The organism is Microcella alkaliphila (genome assembly GCF_004216855.1).
Lineage (GTDB): Bacteria > Actinomycetota > Actinomycetes > Actinomycetales > Microbacteriaceae > Microcella > Microcella alkaliphila.
In genome coordinates this window covers 55,412-73,603 of record NZ_SGXT01000018.1, presented here as the reverse complement: position 1 = coordinate 73,603, position 18,192 = coordinate 55,412, and the positions used below count along the sequence as shown (strand labels likewise).

Below are 18,192 nucleotides of genomic sequence, written 5' to 3'. Positions count from 1 at the left end.
CATCCGCGCAGGGCGTCGGCCCGTGTTTCGGCACGGGCCGTTTCGCGTTGTGCGGGTAATCCGCTAGTCGCTCCGCGGGCGCAGGTACAGCAGCGGCACCTGGATCGTCACCTCGGTGCCTTCACCGGCGAGGGTGTGCCAGTCGATAGTGCCGCCGAGTTCACCCTGAATGAGGGTGCGCACGATCTGCGTTCCGAGCCCTGAGCCGACCTTCCCCTCGGCGAGGCCGCCGCCGTTGTCGCGCACTTTGACGCTCAGAGACTCCTCCGTCCGCGTCGCCTCGATCGCCACCTCGCCGTCGGTGCGGCCGGCAAGCCCGTGCTCGACGGCGTTCGTGACCAACTCGGTCAACGCGAGAGCGAGCGGCGTCGCGTAGGCGCTTGGCAACACTCCGAAGCTGCCGACCGAGCGCGGCCGCACGACGGTGTTGTGGCTCGACGCAACCTCGGCGATGAGCTTCAGCACGCGGGCGAAGACGTCGTCGAAGTCGACGTTCTGGGTGAGCCCCTCCGAGAGGGTGTCGTGCACGACGGCGATTGCCGAGACGCGCCGCATCGCCTGCGTCAGCGCCTCGCGCGTGGTCTCGGAGTGCGCGCGACGCGCCTGAATGCGCAACAGCGAGGCCACCGTCTGCAGGTTGTTCTTCACCCGATGGTGAATCTCGCGGATCGTCGCGTCCTTCGTGATGAGCTCGCGCTCTTGCAAGCGAACCTCGGTGACATCGCGGCACAGGACGATCGCGCCGATGCGCTGCCCGGCCTGCCGCAGCGGAATCGCCCGCAGGCTCACGGTGACGCCGCGGGCGTCGATGTCGGTGCGCCAGGGTGCACGCCCGGTGACTACGAGCGGCAGCGATTCGTCGACCTGCAGCTTGCCGGCCAGGAGGCGCGTGGTGACGGCGGCGAGCGACTCACCCTCCAACTCTCCCTGGAAGCCCATGCGGTTGAAGGCCGAGAGCCCGTTGGGGCTCGCGAAGGTGACGACCCCGTCGACATCCAGCCGAATCAACCCGTCGGATGCTCGGGGCGCGCCGCGACGCGGACCGCTCGGCGCGCTCGGGTCAGGAAAATCTCCGGTGGCCACCATGTGGAAGATGTCGGCGGCGCACTCGTTGAACGTGACCTCCTGCCGGGAGGGCATGCGCGCCTCCGACAGGTTGGTGTGTCGGGTGATCACGGCGATCGGCCGCGCCGGCGCAGTCGGCTCTGCCGGTCCGGAGCGACGCTGCACGGGCACCGCGAGCACACGCGTCGGCGTCTCCTCGTACCAGTCGGGTGCCGTCGAGTCGACGATGGACCCCGTCTCGAACGCCTCGCTCACGAGGTCGGCCCACTCGGGCCGCACCGCCTGGCCGACAAAGTCGCGGTAGAACAGCGTTGCCGAGCTGGACGGCCGCGAGTGCGCGACGGCGACGTAGCTGCCGGCGCGGTCGGGAACCCACAGCACGATGTCGGCAAAGGCGAGGTCGGCGATCAGCTGGCCCTCGGCGGTGACGAGGTGCAGCCAGTCGATGTCGCCGTCTGTCAGCGCACTGTACTCATGGACCAGATCGGAAAGCGTCGACACGCGGCAAGGCTACCCGGTGCGCCGCCACGCAAACGGCGAGCGGCGACCGGTCGACCGGGGGACGGCGTAACCGAGCGCGTCAGCCAGGCGGGCGACCCCCGCGCGCAAAGCCGACTTCGGCGCGGCGAGGGGAACGGGCAGCGCCCGCAGAAGAGCGGCATCCGCCGCGGCCGGGTCGTCGTCCACGAGCACGGCGTCGCGGATCCCCGCGAAGCGATCGAGCGTGTGGCGCACCTGGCCTGCCGGGTCGAGCCCGAGAATGCTCGAACGCACCCGCGTGATGACGACCTGCACGGGGACGTCTGTGACCGCCTCGACGAGGTCGGGGTAGGTGCGCAGGAATCGAGCGAGGCCGAGCGGGTCGGCAGCTCCGACGGCGACGACGCGATCGGCGGCACGCAGCGCGGCGATCGTCGCGGCATTGCGCCGCGGGGCGAAGATGTCGCTCGACAGCTCCTCGTCGGACTCCAGGTTGAAGCCCGCGTCGACGACCACGACGTCGCACCACTCGCGACACGCGTCCAGAGCCGCGGTCACGCGGTCGCTCGACAGTTCGGGCCAGCGCGAGGGTCGTCCGATGCCCGTCAACACGCGCAAGCGGTCGGCAGAAACCCCGGACTCGGCGCTGAGCGGCTGCGACACACGGGTGAGCTCGTCGGCGCTCAGGGCTCGCGACCCGGCGAGGCGACAGGCCGCGGCGAACCCGGGCGACTCGTCGAGCAGCCCGAGCGCCGGAGCGATCGTGCCCCCGTAGGTGTCGGCGTCGACCAGAGCGACCCGGCGTCCTCGCAGCGCCAGTTCGGCCGCGAGCGCCGTCGCGGTCACCGTGCGCCCGGGCGCGCCCGTCGGCCCCCACACGGTGATCACCCGCGACGGAATCGGCTCGGGATGCTCGCCCTCCGTCTCGACCGGATGGTACGGAATGCGCGTGGGCGCCACCGGCTCGGGTTCCGGCTGGGATCGCGGTTCAGGCCGCGCCGCCGGATCAGGCTCGTGCGCTGGCGCGAGCGTGGGCTCGGGCGCGCGTACCGGCGTGGGCGGCGACGCCGGCTCGGCCACGGCAGGAGCGCCGAAGGTGACGGCCTCGGGCGAGAGGGCGGGGGCGGGCGCCGCATCGAGCAGGGACACGTCGGGGGGCGCATCGTTCTCGAGCGCGATGCGGTCGGCCACGTCGAGCCGCGCACCCTGGGCGCTCACCGTGCCGCGGTGCACGAGCACGCTGCGCACGCGCAAAAGGTCAGCGGTTCCGACGATGTCGGCGCGGGTGAAGGCGGGGTCGTCGAGAATGAGCACCGCATCGGGGGCCCGCTCCGCAAGCAAACTGATCGCCTCATCGGCGCTGTGCGCCCGCCACTCGATGCGGTGACCGGCCCGCAGCAGAGCCAGCTCCAGGGGTTCGAGCGGGCGAGCCCCGATGGCAAGACCGACGCTCAGACTCACGGCGCCACCGCGAGCGAGGCGGGAACGGCCGAGAGCGCGTCACGGTTCGCTTGCGCATGCAGGATGCGCGCGACATCTCGGCGAGGAACGAGCAGCTCCACGCGCCCCGCCTCCCCCGTCGCGACAACGCCCTCAGCCGCGATCGTGCGCACCAGCTGCGCGGACGATGCGATCACCGACGGGGCACCGAAACGTCCGCCCTCGATCGCCGGTGCCGACCACAGGTCGAGCGTGTCGCCGGCGCGCACCGTGGCGCTGAGAGGCGTGGCGAGCGCGACGACCACCGTCGTCGATTGCGCGCCGCGAGCATCCCCGACGGCGCCGAGGGGCACGAGTTCCCCCGCGCCAACCGTGCGCGCCACGATGACGCCGCCCTCGTCGAGGGTGGCCGGGTCGAGGTAGTGGCGCGCGTCGGCGCCGAGGCCGAGGGTGCGCAGTTCGAGGTCGGCGGCGGTCACCAACTCGCCGGCGACCAGCGCGCGCGGCGCCGCGTACACCTCGACCCCGTCGTCGTTGACTGCAACGATGCCGACCACCGCAGCGACGGACGCGGCGACCAGAGCGAGGCCGATGATGAGGCGCGGATCGGTAACGCGGCGGGGTCGGTCGGCGGCGCGGAGGGGCATGCGGGCTCCTATTCGACGGGGGCGGGGTGCCGCGTCGATAGTGGGCGGATGCTTGGATTCTGGATCAGAGTTATCCACAATCCGGCGCACCCTCAGCCCGCCCCGCCATAATCGGGGCATGTCCGATCACCCGCCCGGCGCAGTGGGGCGCTTCTTGAGCCTCACCGACGTTGCCGAAGTGCTCAGCCTCACGGCCGCCGAGGTGATGGCACTCGTGCGTTCCGGCGAGCTGCCGGCGATTCGTCTGGGCGCGATCGGACAGTGGCGCGTCGAGCACTCCGTCCTCGAGTCGTTCATCGCCGACAAGTACGAGGAGACGCGGCGCATCGCGCTCTGGAACGAGGCGGAGTACGCCGACGTCGCCGAGCTCTTCGGCGATACCCGCGGTCACAAGCGCAGCACCACCACCTGATCGAGTCGCACGAGGCGCACTCCCCGCACGACATCGCGCCGACGCGGCGTGTCGAGATCATGTTCGGCAAGGTCGAGGTGATCGCGACCGACGCGGTCGATCGTGCCGGTCAGCGATGAGCTCACGGTGTCGATCCGCACAGCGACCCGACGACGGCAGAGGTCACGCAGCAGAAACGGCAACCCGAGTCTGCTCGACAGGTCAGGCTTCGGCTCCTCCGGCGTCAGCGATGGAGTGATCTGTTCGTCGCGCAGGGTGATCGACTCGATCGCGTCGAACGGCACGACGGCCTGAGCGTCGTCACGCCCATCGATGTCGCCCGCCATCCAGTCGCGCCCGACCGTCATCGGCTCGAGGCGGATGCGCGCTCCGTTACGCAAGGTGACGGCGACCTCCATGAGCGCGTGATCTCGGGTGCGCTTGAGCGCCACGATGCGCTCGCGCACGCCGAGACGGCCGAGGCGGAGGCGTTCTTCTTCCTTCTGCAGGTCAGCCTCTTCCGCCGTCAGCTCGTGCTCGAGCTGGCCGGCAAGGTCATCGAAGAGGTGGTCCCAACGCATGCGGGCACCGTAGTGACGGCGACCGACAGCGGCGACATGGTTTTCCACAGAACCGCGTCGGTATAGACAGATGAGGAATGCATCTGCTTAGGTGTGTTCTACCCCCATAAGGGGGTAAACATCAGGGTCTGTGGTCAGTAGGGATCACGGCGGGCGCCGCACGACGGCCATGCGACCCCTCTAGGGGAGAGGAGACACGAGTGAGCACTGCATCCGCGCACGCCTTGCTCGACCAAGACGAGGGTCGTCAGCCCATTCGGCGCGGGCGTTCGCTCAGCGCTCGCATCGCGCAGGAAGAGTTCTTCGACTACCAGCCGACCTCGACTGTCGACCTCCCCGACCCGCAGCCCCTGGTCGAGAATCTCACGCGGTGCGTGATCGAGGTGCTCGCCGGGGCTCGGGAACTCGAGCAGATCGCCCGCTGGGTCACCGACGACGTCTACCGAACGCTCCTCAAGCGTCAGACGATCAGCGCGCGTGCCCGAGCAGCCCGTGGCACCCCTGCCATCCGCCCGGCATTCGCGCTCGGCGGGGTTCGTCTCTGCGAGCCGCGCGACGGCGTCATCGAGGCCGTCGTCGTCGTGAACTCGCGTGCCCGCTCGCGCGCCGTGGCGATTCGCCTCGAGGGCCTCGACCGGCGCTGGCGAGCGAGCGCCATCCACGTTCTGTAACTCAACACACCCGCCCCCGCTGACCCGGTCCCCGCCGGATGCGGGCGGAGCGGCACCGGCGCTGGGGTGCGCCGAGCGCCGCGACCCGTGGATGCGCTGCATCGCACCGTGGGAATGCGAACGCCCCCGGGATGGCCTCTCCCCCGGGGGCATTCGCTCACGCGCTCGTCGCGCGGACTACTTCTTCTTCTTGCCCTGGGCGCGACGCTGCGCGCGGTTCGCGGCGGGAGCAGCGGCGCCGCCTCCGGAGCGCTGCCCGAAGGCACCCGTCTGGCCGCCCTGTTGGCTGCCGCCTGCCGCGCCGGTGCGCGCCGCGGGACGAGCGCCCTGCGCCGCCGCCGGACGCCCAAACGCCGGGCTGACGGCCGGAGCCGCCTCCCGCGCGCGGTCGGTGGCCGACTGCTGCAACTGGCCGCGCTGATTGCGCACCTCGACGTCCCCGTCGGCGCTCGGCGCCGTGTAGCTCAGGTTTTGCGGCGTCTGCGGGGCGTTGAGACCCTTCGCGGTGACCTGCGCGCTTCCCTTTGAGCCGGTGACCTCGACCTCGAGGTTGAACAGGAAGCCGACGGCGTCCTCGCGAATCTGCCCCATCATCGTCTGGAAGAGGGCGAAGCCTTCGCGCTGGTACTCGATCAGCGGATCGCGCTGGGCCATGGCGCGCAGGCCGATGCCGTCCTTGAGGTAGTCCATCTCGTAGAGGTGGTCGCGCCAGCGGCGGTCGATGACGCTCAAGACCACGCGGCGCTCGAGTTCGCGCGTGGCGGTGCGGCCCAGGCTTTCTTCGCGACGCTGGTACGCCAGCTTCGCATCGGAGATGAGCTCGCGCTTCAAAAACTCCGGGGTCAGCTTTGCTCCGGCCTCGCTCAGCACCTCATCGATCGTCAGGGAGATCGGGTACATCGTCTTCAGCTCGGTCCAGAGCTGGTCGAGGTCCCAATCGTCGGAGTGTCCGATGGCGGTCGCCTCATCGACCACGTCGGTGATGACCTGCTCGATGAACGTCTGCACGCGATCCTGGAGGTCATCGCCCTCGAGGATGTGCCGACGGTCGGTGTAGATCGCCTCGCGCTGACGGTTCAGGACGTCGTCGTACTTGAGCACGTTCTTGCGAATCTCGGCGTTGCGGCTTTCGACCTGCGACTGGGCCGAGCGGATGGCGCGACTCACGACCTTCGACTCGATCGCCATGTCGTCGGGCACATTCGTGCGGGTCATGAGCGACTCAGCGGCGCCGGCGTTGAACAGGCGCATGAGATCGTCCTGCAGCGAGAGGTAGAAGCGGCTCTCGCCCGGGTCACCCTGACGGCCGGAGCGACCGCGCAGCTGGTTGTCGATGCGGCGAGACTCGTGCCGCTCGGTGCCGAGCACGTACAGACCACCGGCAGCGATCACCTTCTCGGCTTCCTGCTTGACCTCCGCCTGAACGCGCTTGAACACGGCATCCCACTCGGCCTCATACTCATCGGGCGTGTCGACGGGTGAGAGTCCGCGGTTGTTCATCTCAGTGACGGCGAGGAACTCGGCGTTGCCGCCGAGCATGATGTCCGTTCCGCGGCCGGCCATGTTGGTGGCCACGGTGACGGCGCCCAGCCGTCCGGCCTGGGCGATGATCGACGCCTCGCGAGCGTGGTTCTTCGCGTTCAGAACCTCGTGCTTGACGCCCTTTTTCGCGAGCATCCGGCTGATCGTCTCGCTCTTCTCGACGCTGGTCGTGCCGACAAGCACCGGCTGACCGGTCGCATGACGCTGCACGATGTCGTCGACGACCTGCTCAAACTTGCCCTGCTCGTTCTTGTAGACGAGGTCGGGCTGATCGATGCGCTGCATGGGCTTGTTCGTCGGGATCGGAACAACGCCCAGCTTGTAGGTGCTCATGAACTCAGCAGCCTCGGTCTCGGCCGTACCGGTCATGCCCGACAGCTTCGAATACAGGCGGAAGTAGTTCTGCAGGGTGACGGTCGCGAGCGTCTGGTTCTCGGCCTTGACCTGGACGCCCTCTTTAGCCTCGATGGCCTGGTGGATTCCCTCGTTGTAGCGGCGACCGACCAGGATTCGGCCGGTGTGCTCGTCGACGATGAGCACCTCGCCGTTCATGACGACGTAGTCCTTATCGCGCTTGAACAGGGCCTGCGCCTTGATGGCGTTGTTGAGGAAGGAGATCAGCGGGGTATTCGCCGACTCGTAAAGGTTGTCGATGCCGAGGTAGTCTTCGACCTTTTCGATACCGGGCTCAAGCACACCCACCGTGCGCTTCTTCTCGTCGACCTCGAAGTCGACACCGGCCTTCAGCTTCGTCGCCATGCGGGCAAATTCCGTGAACCAGCGGTTCGCCTCGCCCGACGACGGGCCCGAGATGATGAGCGGCGTGCGAGCCTCATCGATGAGGATCGAGTCGACCTCGTCGACGATCGCGAAGAAGTGGCCGCGCTGCACCATGTCGCTCGACTGCCACGCCATGTTGTCGCGCAGGTAGTCGAAGCCGAACTCGTTATTGGTGCCGTACGTGATGTCGGCGGCGTACTGTTCGCGGCGCACGTCGGGCGTCTGCCCCGAGAGGATGCACCCAGTCGTCATCCCGAGGGCGCGGAAGATGCGGCCCATCAGCTCGCTCTGGTAGCTCGCGAGATAGTCGTTGACCGTGATGATGTGCACGCCCCGCGAGGCGATCGCGTTGAGGTACGCAGGCAGGGTGGCGACGAGGGTCTTGCCCTCGCCCGTCTTCATCTCGGCGATATTGCCGAGGTGCAGCGCAGCCCCACCCATCAGCTGCACGTCAAAGTGGCGCATGCCGAGGGTACGCTTGGCCGCCTCACGAACCGCGGCGAACGCTTCGGGCAGCAAGTCGTCGAACGACTCGCCGTTGCCGTACCGCTCGCGCAGCTCGGCGGTCTCGTTCTTCAGCTCGTCGTCAGTGAGGTCGCTGAAGTCTTCTTCGAGCCGATTGATCGCCTCTGCGTAGGCCTTCAGGCGCCTGAGGGTTCGCCCTTCGCCGACACGCAAGACTCGTTCGAGAACATTCGCCACGTCGATTTACTCCAGTCATTGGGGCCGAAAGAACCACTGCGCGGTTGAGCGGGGACACATCGAGGCCCGCCGCGCGGTGCGGCGGGCCCCATGCTAGCAAGCGCGGTCAGACGCGAGCCGAACGCATCTGTACCACGATCATCCGCGCCCCCGCTTGGCGGGCACTTCATCGGCCTCGTGTTCAAGGCTGATGACGCCGTAGTTCCAGCCCGTGCGGCGGTACACGACGCTCGCCCGGTCGGTTGCGGCGTCGATGAACAGGAAGAAGTCGTGCCCGACCAGCTCGAGCTGGTCGACAGCCTCGTCAACCGTCATGAGGGACGCCGGGAACACCTTCTGCCGCACAACGACGGGCGTGTAAACGGGCTCATCGGACTCGTCGGCCTGCTGCACGGGAATGGACCCGGTCGACACGCTCTCAATCACCTCGGGGCGCGCGGGCGTGATGTCGACGACGCTGAACCCGTCGGCCGACGCCTCGCGCAGGGAGACGGGCCGATGCTTGCCGCGGTGCACCTTCTTCTTATCTTTGGCGCGCCGCAATCGCTCCATGAGTTTGTCGATCGCGAGGTCAAAGGCCGCGTACTTGTCGCTCGCCGACGACTCGGCGCGCACGACCGGTCCCGGTCCGATCAGGGTCATTTCCACACGGTCGTCGCCCGGCTTGCCGTTCTTCTCGTGGTGCCGCGACACCTTGATTTCGAGAACCTGGGGGCGGTCGGCGAGGTGCTCGACCTTCTCGCCCTTCTCGGTGGCGTAGTCGCGGAACCGGTCGGTGATGCCAATGTTGCGTCCGGTGATTGTGATGTCCACGTCGACCTCCTTGACCGTCGGCGCGTCGCCTGAGGGTCAGGCGAGTGTCGCGCCGTCCATGACCTAACGCTAGTCCGTGGCACCGGAAGCGCAAGAGAACCCTCGCCCCGATTGTGGACACTCGAGGAGAGGTCTACTGAGATGCCCAGGGGATGCTCGACTCGCCGTCTCGACGCGGCGTCGCCATGACGGCCGCGCACGCCACAACCTCGGCCCCGGCCGCGCGCACGACAGCGGCCGCCGAACGCAGCGTCGCGCCCGACGTGACGACATCGTCGATCAGCACGACCCGACGGCCGAGCAAGCGCTCGCCGGCCCGCACGACGACGGCGCCATCGCGGGCGAGGCGCTCATCGATGCGCCGCGACTTCTGCGCGGGAGCGTTCGCGCGGGCAGGGACGAGCGCCCGGGTGGCGTGAAAGCCTGCCCGGCGCAGGAGCGCATCGGTGGGGTGGAAGCCGCGCCGCGCGAGCCCCGCGCGACTGCCCGGCACCGCCACGAGCAGCGGCGACTCGCGCCGGTTTACGGTGTAGCGGGCCGCCTGTCGGTAGGCCTCGACCACGGCCGCGTCGACCGCGGCGGCGAGCGGGCCCGCGAGCTCGGTGCGCCCCTCCTCCTTCAGCGCGAGTAGGGCCCGCCTCGGCACCCCTTCGTAGTCGAGTGCCGCGACGAGGGGAACGTCGTCACGGCCCACCGTGAGCGGTGCGGTGCGCACGCGGGGTTCGAGCTCGGCCGCGCACGCCGCGCACACCACCACGTCGGGCTCGTCGCAGCCCACGCACTCGACCGGAGCGACCAGCGCCCAGGCCGAGCGCAGCGCAGCGGCGATGATCGGCCGCGGCGGCCGCAGCGGAGACGAGGGCGAACGGGACGAAGACAGGGGCGTGAGCGCGTCGGCCATGCCCGGGAGGGTGCCCGAGGGGTGAGCTGCGCGGAGTGCCCGCACGGGCATCCGTGGACAGTCGCTACTGCTGCACGCCGAGGAAGGAGGCGCGGACGCCCGTGGACTGCCAGCCGTTGCCGCGCGGCTCGACGACGACTCCCGTGTCGGTGAGAACCCTGAGGCCTGTGACACCGCCGTTGCCACCGACGATCTGCACGGCGCCGGGCGGTCGGCCGAGCGAGCGCGAGCGTCCGCCGAGTTCGTGCAGGTCGACAGCGGTGCCCTGTGAGGACTCAATCACCGACGCCACGCGCACCTCGTCGACCCAGGCCGCGTCGACGGCCGTGGCGCCCGCGGCTCCGTCGATCGGGATGTCGAGCAGGTCGCCGATGCGCAGCGGGCGCCCGCTCGCCTCGTCGCGAGCGATCGCGCCGACGACGAGGCGCGGGCCGCTCTCGCCCTGCAGCAGCATGAGGATGCGCGCATCGTCACGCGAGACATCGATCGACACGAGACGCGTGCCCTCCGGCAGCACGACGTCGACGGGGATCACCTCGCCTCCGGTGGTGATGGCGCTCAGCCCCTCACTCGCGTCGCTCGTGGCCGTCCACATGAGCTGGAACCCGTCGAAGCTCGGCGGCACGAGGTCGGCGCGATTATCGAGCAGCAACGGTTCCAGATCGTTGCTGCGCACGATCCACGCGCCCTGCTCGGTGAGCATGGCGCCCACCGTGCGGGTCGGTCCGAGGGCGAGGGATACGGCGCCCAATTCGATGGCGCGCTCACTGAGCCGGCCGACCGGCTCGACCGTGGCTCCGCCGCTCGAGAAACCGAAACGGTCGCCATCGGGGCCCATCAGCAACAGGCGTCCGTCGACCTGAGGATTCACCTCGGGAACCTCGGTCGTCGCCGCGATCGTGACGGGCGTCTGGTCGACCGTGAGCTGCACGCCGGCGACGTTGCCGAGCGAGCCGAAGCTCGCGCGGAACTGCGCGAGCAGGCGTTGACGTTCGACGTCGCCCAGCTCGAGAATCTCGGAACTCAGGTCAACGACCGCCTGGCCGTCGACGATTCCCACCGGCGCGGCGACCAACGCGACCCCCTCCGGAATGGCCGACACGGTCGCCCCCTGGTCGAGCCAGGAGGACGGGCCGTCGAGCAGCGCACGAACGATGCGCGTCGGCACACCGGACCGGGTCGGGAACCAGCGAAGGTCGGGCACAAGATTCGTGAACGTCGGGTCGTAGAAGTACAGAACGTGCTGGCTGAACGCGCTCGGGAACGCCTGCTGCGAAATCAGGATGCCGTCCCCCAGCTCGGCGATGCGCCACTCGCCGCCCTCTCGGGTGAAGCGGAACTCGGGCAGGGTCTGCTCGGTTGCCTCGGGCGCGACGCGGTAGCGGCCGACCGCATCGACCTCCGCGATCACCTGGACCGAATACTCGAGCGTCGTGTCGTCGAGACGCTCGACGAAACCCTCCTGTGCCCGCACGAGCGTCGACTGGTAGGGATTCCACTCCGACGAAATCGCGTCGCTCAGGTACGACCTGGCGATGCGGTAGTTCTCCTGCGAGGCGGTTGTCGCGGCGAAGAAGCCCTGCAAGATCTCCTCCTGCGTCGCGCCCGGCGTCGGCCCCGCGGGCAGAAACTCGAAGTCGGTGTCGACCGGGTCCGTGACGGCGTCGCCCTGCTCGACCGGCCCCGCCATGGGCACGCTGACGCAGCCCGCGACGAGGAGCACGGGGGCGAGCAGCACCGCGATCAGGCCGCGCCGTCGGTTACGCATCGTGTCCCCCCTCCGTGAGTACAGCATCCACCGGGTCGCTGGGCGGGAGGTCCAGCGGCGAGTGCCGAACGATGCCGCCGGGGCGCCGCGGCAGCGTGAGGCGGAAGCAGCTGCCCTGCATCGGCTCGCTCCACACGTCGAGAACGCCGCCGTGCAGGTGCGCGTCTTCCGTCGCGATCGCGAGGCCGAGACCCGTGCCTCCGGTCGTTCGCTGGCGGGAGGGGTCGGCGCGCCAGAATCGGTCGAAGACCCGCTCGAGTTGGGCCCCGTCCATGCCGATGCCGTAGTCGCGCACGGCGATCGCGACCGCCCGCGCGTCGGAGTCGACGTAGGTGACGACCGGGCGACCCTCCCCGTGATCGACGGCGTTGCCGAGCAGGTTCTGCAGGATGCGGCGGATGCGGCGCGCATCGACGTCAGCCTCGAAGTAGCCGCCGGGGGCGACGAGACGCAGTTCGGTGCCCTTTTGCTCGGCGAGGGGGCGGATGCTGTCAATCGACTCTTCGACGAGGCGCACGAGATTCGTCGGCTCCGTCTCGAGGTCGACGGCGCCCGCGTCGAAACGGCTCATCTCGAGCAGGTCGGCGAGCATCGTCTCGAAGCGCTGCACCTGCGTGTGCAGCAGTTCCGCCGTGCGGGCCGTCGTCGGATCGAACGACCTCCGCCGGTCGTAAATCACGTCGCCCGCGAGGCGGATCGTCGTGAGCGGCGTTCGCAGCTCGTGACTGACGTCGCTCACGAAGCGCTGCTGCACACGCGACAGGTCGGCCAGCTGCGTGATCTGACGCTGCAGGCTGTCGGCCATGCGGTTGAACGAGCGGGCGAGGGTGGCGACCACGTCTTGGCCGCGCTCCGGAATGCGCTCCTCCAGCTGGCCGTCGGCGAGCTTCTCGGCCGTCTGCGCCGCAAGCCGCACCGGGCGGATGGCGAAACGCACGACCACGAAGGTGACGAGCCCGATCGTGAGAACGAGAAGCAACGAGCCGATGAGCAGCGTCTGCTGCACGAAGTCGAGGGTGCGCTGCACGTCACTCACGCCAAACACGAGGTACAGCTCATACTGGCCGGCGGTCGGCACCTCGATGGTCGAGCCGACGATGATGCCCGGCTCGAGCGTCGTGCCCCCGTTTATGCCGATGGGCTGGGAGAACACGGCGTCGCCGCCCTCGGCGACCGCCGCCTGCAGCTCGCTCGTGATGACGCCGAGGTCGAAGCCGGGGCTCTGCCGCTGCTGCATGATCTGCGGCGTCGACTGGCCGGGCGTGCGCAACAGCGCGAACTGGGTGGGTGAACTCGTCGACAGCCTGATCGTGCGGCTCACCGCCTCAGCGGCGGTCTCCACGTCAATCGCGCCGGTCTGCGTGACCGACGAGTCGAACAGCAGCTGCGCGCTCGCCGTCGCCTGCCGCGCCTCGGCGAGCACCTGGTCTTTGCGCGACTCGTAGAGGTTCGTGGCGATCGTGACGGCCATGTAGCCGCTGATGACCGTGACGGCGAACAGGGTGGCGAGCACCGTGATGGCGACGGTGCGCAGTTGCAGCGAGCTGCGCCAGAGCCTTATCAGCCGCACCAGCAGCCGGCGAAGGCTGAACGGCGTCATCGCCTCAACGCGGCGCGCCCGCGCGGTAGCCGACGCCCCGCACGGTCATGACGATGCTCGGGTTGTCGGGGTCGGTCTCGACCTTCGCCCGCAGGCGCTGCACGTGCACATTCACGAGGCGCGTGTCGGCCTTGTACTGGTAGCCCCACACCTGCTCGAGCAGCATCTCGCGTGTGAACACCTGATTCGGCTTCATGGCGAGCGCCAGCAGCAGGTCGAACTCGAGCGGCGTGAGGTTGATCGCCTGGTCGCCCCGGCGCACCTCGTGGCCGGTCACATCAATCGTGACGTCGCCGATGTGCAGCCGCTCGACCGAGGAGTCGGGAGTCGGCCGCAGACGCGTCCTGATGCGGGCGACGAGTTCCTTCGGGTTGAACGGCTTCACGATGTAGTCGTCGGCCCCCGACTCGAGACCCTCGACGACGTCGTTGGTGTCGCCCTTCGCGGTCAGCATGATGATGGGCGTGCCGGTGGTCTCGCGCAGCCGCCGGCATACCTCGATGCCGTCCATGCCGGGCAGCATGACGTCGAGCAGCACGAGGTCGGGCGAGACCTGCGCGAAGGCGTTCACGGCGTCGGCGCCGTCGTGCACGAGGTGAGGTTCGAAACCCTCGCCGGTGAGAACGATGCTGATCATCTCGGCGAGCGCCGTGTCGTCGTCGACGACGAGGATGCGCGCGGTCATTGCCAGCCTCCGCTCACTGACCCGGGCGCCATCGCCCGAGGATGCGATCATTGTTCGCTCCAGCCTAGACGAGTGTGAAACCATACGGCCTGTGAGCAACGACTCCTCCTGGACCTCGCCCGGCTGGGCTCCGCCCGGTGGCGCCCCCGGCGGTGACCCCTCGACGACGCCTCCTCCCGCGCCCCCCGGCGCAGGTGCCCCGAGCGGCCCGGAGGCGCCGGGCTCACCGAGTGCGGCGCCCGCGTACGGGCCCGGAGCAACGGGAGGGTGGGCCCCTCCGCCGAAACCGGGGTTGATTCCGCTTCGGCCGATCGACTTCGGCACGCTGTTCGGTGCGACGTTCCAGGTGTTGAAGCGCAACCCGCGGCCCACGTTCGGCGCGGCGCTGCTGCTGAACGCGCTCGTCACGATTCTGGCGTTCGGGCTCGTCTTCGGCCTGTCCATCGTGAGCCTCGACCGCCTCGAGCGCGCGAGCGACAGCGAGGCGGATGCCATCGTCGCCGGCACCTTCGGGCTGATCGTGCTGGCCGGCGTCGTCGCCACCGCCGTCGCGCTCGTCGCGCAGGCCCTCTTGCAGGGGCTCATTACGATCGAGGTGTCACGCCAGATCCTCGGCGAGAAGAACACGTTGAAGCACCTGTTCGCCCGCGGCAAGGGCCGCTGGGGCGCTCTGATCGGGTGGACCGTCCTGCTGTCCATGGCTCTCACGGTCGCCATCGTGATCCTCGTCGGCCTCGTGACCCTGATGATCGTCATCGGCGGCCCCGCGGGCATCGCCGTCGGCGTGACGATCGGCGTGCTCGGCGGGCTCGGCCTCGCCGTCCTCGGCGTGTGGCTGTGGATCAAGCTCGCCCTCGTGCCCGCCGCGATCATGATCGAGCGCCTCACGCTGGGGGCGGCGATCGGCCGAGCATGGCGCCTGATTCGCGGATCCTTCTGGCGCACCCTCGGCATCCTGCTGCTGTTCACCGTCATCGTGCAGGTCGCGGCGAGTGTCGTATCGGCGCCCTTCAGCATCGCCGCGACCTTCGGCGGTGCGCTGTTCAACCCGGCGGGCGACGAACTTTCGGCGATCGTCGTGCTGATCGGCGCGAACCTGTTGAGCATCGCTGTCACCATCATCGTGGGCGCGATCGGCGCCGTCCTGACGACCTCGGCGGTCGCGCTCATCTACACCGACATTCGGATGCGCTCGGAAGGCCTCGACATCGACCTGCAGCAGGCGGTCGAGCAGTCGGCCGCCGGCCGGACCGTCGACGACCCCTATATGCGCGGCCTCGGCGGCGAGACCCTCCCCGCCTCAGCCGCGTGATCTCCCCGCCGACGTCGATGCCGCTGGGCGCGGTCGTCGCGCGCGCGCCGCTGGAACCGGACGCGCCCGGGGGCCGCGAGCTGCTCAGCGCCGAGCTCGCTGACCCGCGGTACGCCGAGGCGCTTCCGAACTGGTTCGACCTGCTGTCGCAGCGGGTGCTCGAGTGGTTTCTCTCGCTGTTCGACCAGGGCGTCGCCGGCCCTCCGGGGCTCGGCTTCGTCATCGTGCTGCTGATCATCGCCAGCCTCGTCGCCATCGCTATCGCTGTGTACGGTCTGCCCGCCCGACGGCGCCGCAGCCAGCTGTCGGATGAGTTGTTCGGTGCGAGCGACCGGCGAAGCGCCCGCGAACTGCGCAAGGATGCCGAATCCGCGGCCTCGCGCGGCGACTGGGCCGCCGCGATCGCCGACCGCTTCCGGGGGATCGCGCGGTCGCTGGATGAGCGCACGATTGTCAGTGTGCATCCCGGAACGACGGCCCACGGCTTCGCGGCGATGACGGGGCGCGCCTTCCCCGATCAGGCTGCGGCCCTCGAGGAGGCAGCGGATGCCTTCGACGGCGTGCGCTACCTCGGGCGCGGCGGCGACGAAACGCAGTACCGCACTGTCGCGCGCCTCGACGAAACCCTGGCCGCGGCGCCCTCCCCCGTGGGTCGCGCGCGATGACCGCCACGATCGTCACGCCGACTGCCGGCCGCGCCATCAGGCGCAGCCTGTTCTGGGTCGGGGTCGTCGGCGTCGGCGTCACGGTCGCCGTGCTGATGACGGCACTGAACGGCACCGTGACGGGCAGCGAGCGCTGGGACACGTCGGCCGCCGCCCCGACGGGCAGCCGCGCCCTCGTCACCGTGCTCGGCGAGCAGGGCATCGACGTGACCGTGGCCACCACACGCGCCGCGGTCGACTCCGCGCTGTCTGACGCGCGAGACGCCGGCCAGCGGGTCACGCTGCTCGTCGCTGACGGCCGCGGCATTCTCGACGGCGACAGGGTCGCGGGCCTGACCGGCCTCGCCGACCGTCTCGTGCTCGTCGAGCCCGGCGTCGACACGCTCGACGCGCTCGATTTTCCCTTCGCGACCTCCCGCACCGTCTCCGGGCCGATCGACAGCGATGGATGCGCGCTCGCGGCAGCCACCCGAGCCGGCTCCGTCGACGGCGACGCGATCGTCGTCTACGACACCGACGTCGACGACGCCTGCTTCCGCACGAACGGGGGCGCGGCTGTCCTGACGACCACCGTCGACGGCGCGCCCGTCACCGTTCTCGGCGCCGGCGAGGCGCTCGAGAACGGGGCGATCGAACGCGGCGGAAACGCGGCGCTGGCGCTGGGGCTCGCGGGCGAGCATCCCCGACTGATCTGGTACTCGCCGGGGCCTGCCGATTCCGACGTGGCGAGCCTCGCCGAGTTGACGCCCGGCTGGGTGAATCCGCTCGCGTGGCTGGCGGCCATCACGCTGCTGGTCGCCGCCTTCTGGCGCGGCAGGAGGCTCGGCCCCGTCGTCATCGAGAACCTGCCCGTCGTCGTGAAGACCACCGAAACCATGGAGGGTCGTGCCAGGCTGTACGCGCGTGGCGGCGCCCGCCTGCGGGCACTCGACGCCCTCCGCGTGGGCACTCTGCGCCGCATCGCCCGCACCCTCGCGCTCGGCGCCGGCGCGGGAGTCGACGACATCATCACCTCGGCGGCGGCCACGATCAGCGCCGACGAACGCGCATTGCGAGCCCTGCTCGTCGACACCGAGCCGACCACAGACGCCGAGCTCGTGCGCCTGAGCGACCAGCTGACCGACCTCGAACGGGCCGTCGCGCGCCGCGTGGCGCAGGGCGACGACACAGCCAGCACCGAAAGGATGAACGCATGACCGACACCGCGCTCCGAGAAAAGTTCCTCGCCGTCCGGGGCGAGGTCGGCAAGGCCGTCGTCGGCCAGGACGGGGCCGTCAGCGGGCTGATTGTGGCCCTCCTGTCTGGCGGGCACGTACTGCTGGAAGGCGTGCCGGGCGTCGCGAAGACGCTGCTCGTGCGCACCCTCACCGCTGCGCTCGACCTGAAGACCGCGCGCGTGCAGTTCACCCCCGACCTCATGCCGGGCGACGTGACCGGCTCGGTCGTCTACGACGCGAAAAACGGCGACTTCGAGTTCCGACCGGGGCCGGTCTTCACGAACATCATGCTCGCCGACGAGATCAACCGCACGCCGCCGAAGACGCAGTCGTCGCTGCTCGAGGCCATGGAGGAGCGTCAGGTCACCGTCGACGGCGAGACGCACCTGTTGCCGAAGCCGTTCCTCGTCGCAGCGACCCAGAACCCCGTCGAGTACGAGGGCACGTACACGCTGCCGGAAGCACAGCTCGACCGCTTCCTGTTGAAGCTCGTGCTCGACCTGCCGCCGCGCGACAGCGAGATCGAGGTGCTGAACCGGCACGCCGCCGGCTTCGACCCGCGAGACCTCGCGGCCGCGGGCGTCACGGCGGTCGTCGGGGGCGACGACATCGCCGCCGCGCGCGCCGCCGTGGGCCAGGTTGACGCCTCCAGCGACCTCGTCGCCTACATCGTCGACCTCGCCCGCGCCACGCGCCAGAGCCCGTCGGTCAAGCTCGGCGTCAGCCCCCGCGGCACCACCGCGCTGCTCGCCGCAGCCAAGGCCTGGGCGTGGCTGTCGGGCGCCGACGGCGTCACGCCCGACCACGTGCAGGCCATGCTGTTGCCCGTCTGGCGGCACCGGCTGGCGCTGCGCCCCGAGGCCGAACTCGAGGGCGTCACCGCCGACACGATCCTGCGCTCGATCGTCCAGCAGGTGCAGGTTCCGCTCTAG

The 18,192-nt window shown here is 69.7% G+C and carries 16 protein-coding genes; 6 read left to right on the top strand and 10 right to left on the bottom strand.

Features of this window, described 5'->3' with window-relative positions; all coding sequences use genetic code 11:
- Window positions 1-63: 63 nt before the first annotated feature.
- From EV140_RS11570 to EV140_RS11560, 3 genes are read right to left on the bottom strand one after another with little or no spacing between them, the layout of a single operon-like run.
- Window positions 64-1,566: a sensor histidine kinase gene (locus EV140_RS11570; protein WP_130284099.1), complete on the bottom strand. Its 1,503-nt coding sequence runs from the start codon at window positions 1,564-1,566 to the stop codon at window positions 64-66.
- Window positions 1,567-1,575: 9 nt separating this feature from the next.
- Window positions 1,576-3,006, bottom strand: coding sequence for a CpaE/TadZ family protein (locus EV140_RS11565; protein WP_130284097.1), 1,431 nt, complete (start codon window positions 3,004-3,006; stop codon window positions 1,576-1,578).
- Window positions 3,003-3,632: a hypothetical protein gene (locus EV140_RS11560; protein ID WP_130284095.1), complete on the bottom strand. Its 630-nt coding sequence runs from the start codon at window positions 3,630-3,632 to the stop codon at window positions 3,003-3,005. Before EV140_RS11560 ends, EV140_RS11565 begins: the two co-directional genes overlap by 4 nt.
- 118 nt (window positions 3,633-3,750) lie before the next feature.
- On the opposite strand from EV140_RS11560, the gene EV140_RS11555 reads away from it, so the two are divergent.
- Window positions 3,751-4,044, top strand: coding sequence for a helix-turn-helix domain-containing protein (locus EV140_RS11555; RefSeq protein WP_096422674.1), 294 nt, complete (start codon window positions 3,751-3,753; stop codon window positions 4,042-4,044).
- On the opposite strand, the gene EV140_RS11550 is transcribed toward EV140_RS11555, so the two are convergent.
- Entirely contained in the window at window positions 4,020-4,604 is a 585-nt protein-coding gene (locus tag EV140_RS11550) for a hypothetical protein (protein WP_130284093.1), read from the bottom strand. The two genes, EV140_RS11555 and EV140_RS11550, sit on opposite strands and share 25 nt — an antisense overlap.
- Window positions 4,605-4,858: 254 nt before the next feature.
- Between EV140_RS11550 and EV140_RS11545 the strand changes: the two genes are divergently transcribed.
- The gene (locus EV140_RS11545) at window positions 4,859-5,275 is read left to right on the top strand and encodes an Rv3235 family protein (protein ID WP_422386124.1); all 417 of its coding nucleotides are present in this window, start codon (window positions 4,859-4,861) and stop codon (window positions 5,273-5,275) included.
- Between the two features lie 177 nt (window positions 5,276-5,452).
- Here the strand turns inward: EV140_RS11545 and secA are convergent, their stop codons facing one another.
- From secA to mtrA, 6 genes are all read right to left on the bottom strand, one after another.
- A complete protein-coding gene (secA, locus tag EV140_RS11540; RefSeq protein ID WP_130284091.1) occupies window positions 5,453-8,299 on the bottom strand; it encodes a preprotein translocase subunit SecA in 2,847 nt (948 codons plus the stop codon).
- Between the two features lie 138 nt (window positions 8,300-8,437).
- Complete coding sequence (gene hpf / locus EV140_RS11535) at window positions 8,438-9,112, bottom strand: ribosome hibernation-promoting factor, HPF/YfiA family (protein ID WP_130284089.1); 675 nt, start codon at window positions 9,110-9,112, stop codon at window positions 8,438-8,440.
- Between the two features lie 133 nt (window positions 9,113-9,245).
- A complete protein-coding gene (locus EV140_RS11530) occupies window positions 9,246-10,013 on the bottom strand; it encodes a ComF family protein (RefSeq protein WP_157985652.1) in 768 nt (255 codons plus the stop codon).
- Window positions 10,014-10,077: 64 nt separating this feature from the next.
- On the bottom strand, window positions 10,078-11,781 hold the full coding sequence (locus EV140_RS11525) for an LpqB family beta-propeller domain-containing protein (protein ID WP_198674436.1): 1,704 nt from the start codon (window positions 11,779-11,781) through the stop codon (window positions 10,078-10,080).
- Window positions 11,774-13,381: an MtrAB system histidine kinase MtrB gene (mtrB, locus tag EV140_RS11520; RefSeq protein WP_130284083.1), complete on the bottom strand. Its 1,608-nt coding sequence runs from the start codon at window positions 13,379-13,381 to the stop codon at window positions 11,774-11,776. Before mtrB ends, EV140_RS11525 begins: the two co-directional genes overlap by 8 nt.
- 4 nt (window positions 13,382-13,385) lie before the next feature.
- A complete protein-coding gene (gene mtrA, locus EV140_RS11515; protein ID WP_130284081.1) occupies window positions 13,386-14,066 on the bottom strand; it encodes an MtrAB system response regulator MtrA in 681 nt (226 codons plus the stop codon).
- A 91-nt stretch (window positions 14,067-14,157) separates the two neighbouring features.
- Between mtrA and EV140_RS11510 the strand changes: the two genes are divergently transcribed.
- Genes EV140_RS11510 through EV140_RS11495 form a run of 4 tightly spaced genes read left to right on the top strand, consistent with a single transcriptional unit; the run spans window position 14,158 to window position 18,192 of the window.
- A complete protein-coding gene (locus EV140_RS11510; protein WP_130284079.1) occupies window positions 14,158-15,378 on the top strand; it encodes a DUF7847 domain-containing protein in 1,221 nt (406 codons plus the stop codon).
- Window positions 15,375-16,043 (top strand): DUF4129 domain-containing protein, encoded by a 669-nt coding sequence (locus tag EV140_RS11505; RefSeq protein WP_130284077.1) that lies wholly within the window; start codon window positions 15,375-15,377, stop codon window positions 16,041-16,043. The genes EV140_RS11510 and EV140_RS11505 overlap by 4 nt, the downstream gene beginning before the upstream one ends.
- Window positions 16,040-17,239, top strand: a complete 1,200-nt coding sequence (locus EV140_RS11500) for a DUF4350 domain-containing protein (protein WP_130284075.1) — start codon at window positions 16,040-16,042, stop codon at window positions 17,237-17,239. Before EV140_RS11505 ends, EV140_RS11500 begins: the two co-directional genes overlap by 4 nt.
- Window positions 17,236-18,192 (top strand): AAA family ATPase, encoded by a 957-nt coding sequence (locus tag EV140_RS11495; protein WP_130284073.1) that lies wholly within the window; start codon window positions 17,236-17,238, stop codon window positions 18,190-18,192. Before EV140_RS11500 ends, EV140_RS11495 begins: the two co-directional genes overlap by 4 nt.

What these genes read in the sequence shown, in the direction of transcription:
- EV140_RS11495 (WP_130284073.1), top strand. Translation starts at nt 17,236, where the DNA reads ATGACCGACACCGCGCTCCGAGAAAAGTTCCTCGCCGTCCGGGGCGAG.
- mtrA (WP_130284081.1), bottom strand. Translation starts at nt 14,066, where the DNA reads ATGACCGCGCGCATCCTCGTCGTCGACGACGACACGGCGCTCGCCGAG.
- EV140_RS11560 (WP_130284095.1), bottom strand. Translation starts at nt 3,632, where the DNA reads ATGCCCCTCCGCGCCGCCGACCGACCCCGCCGCGTTACCGATCCGCGC.
- mtrB (WP_130284083.1), bottom strand. Translation starts at nt 13,381, where the DNA reads ATGACGCCGTTCAGCCTTCGCCGGCTGCTGGTGCGGCTGATAAGGCTC.
- EV140_RS11555 (WP_096422674.1), top strand. Translation starts at nt 3,751, where the DNA reads ATGTCCGATCACCCGCCCGGCGCAGTGGGGCGCTTCTTGAGCCTCACC.
- EV140_RS11530 (WP_157985652.1), bottom strand. Translation starts at nt 10,013, where the DNA reads ATGGCCGACGCGCTCACGCCCCTGTCTTCGTCCCGTTCGCCCTCGTCT.
- EV140_RS11500 (WP_130284075.1), top strand. Translation starts at nt 16,040, where the DNA reads ATGACCGCCACGATCGTCACGCCGACTGCCGGCCGCGCCATCAGGCGC.
- EV140_RS11550 (WP_130284093.1), bottom strand. Translation starts at nt 4,604, where the DNA reads ATGCGTTGGGACCACCTCTTCGATGACCTTGCCGGCCAGCTCGAGCAC.
- EV140_RS11525 (WP_198674436.1), bottom strand. Translation starts at nt 11,781, where the DNA reads ATGCGTAACCGACGGCGCGGCCTGATCGCGGTGCTGCTCGCCCCCGTG.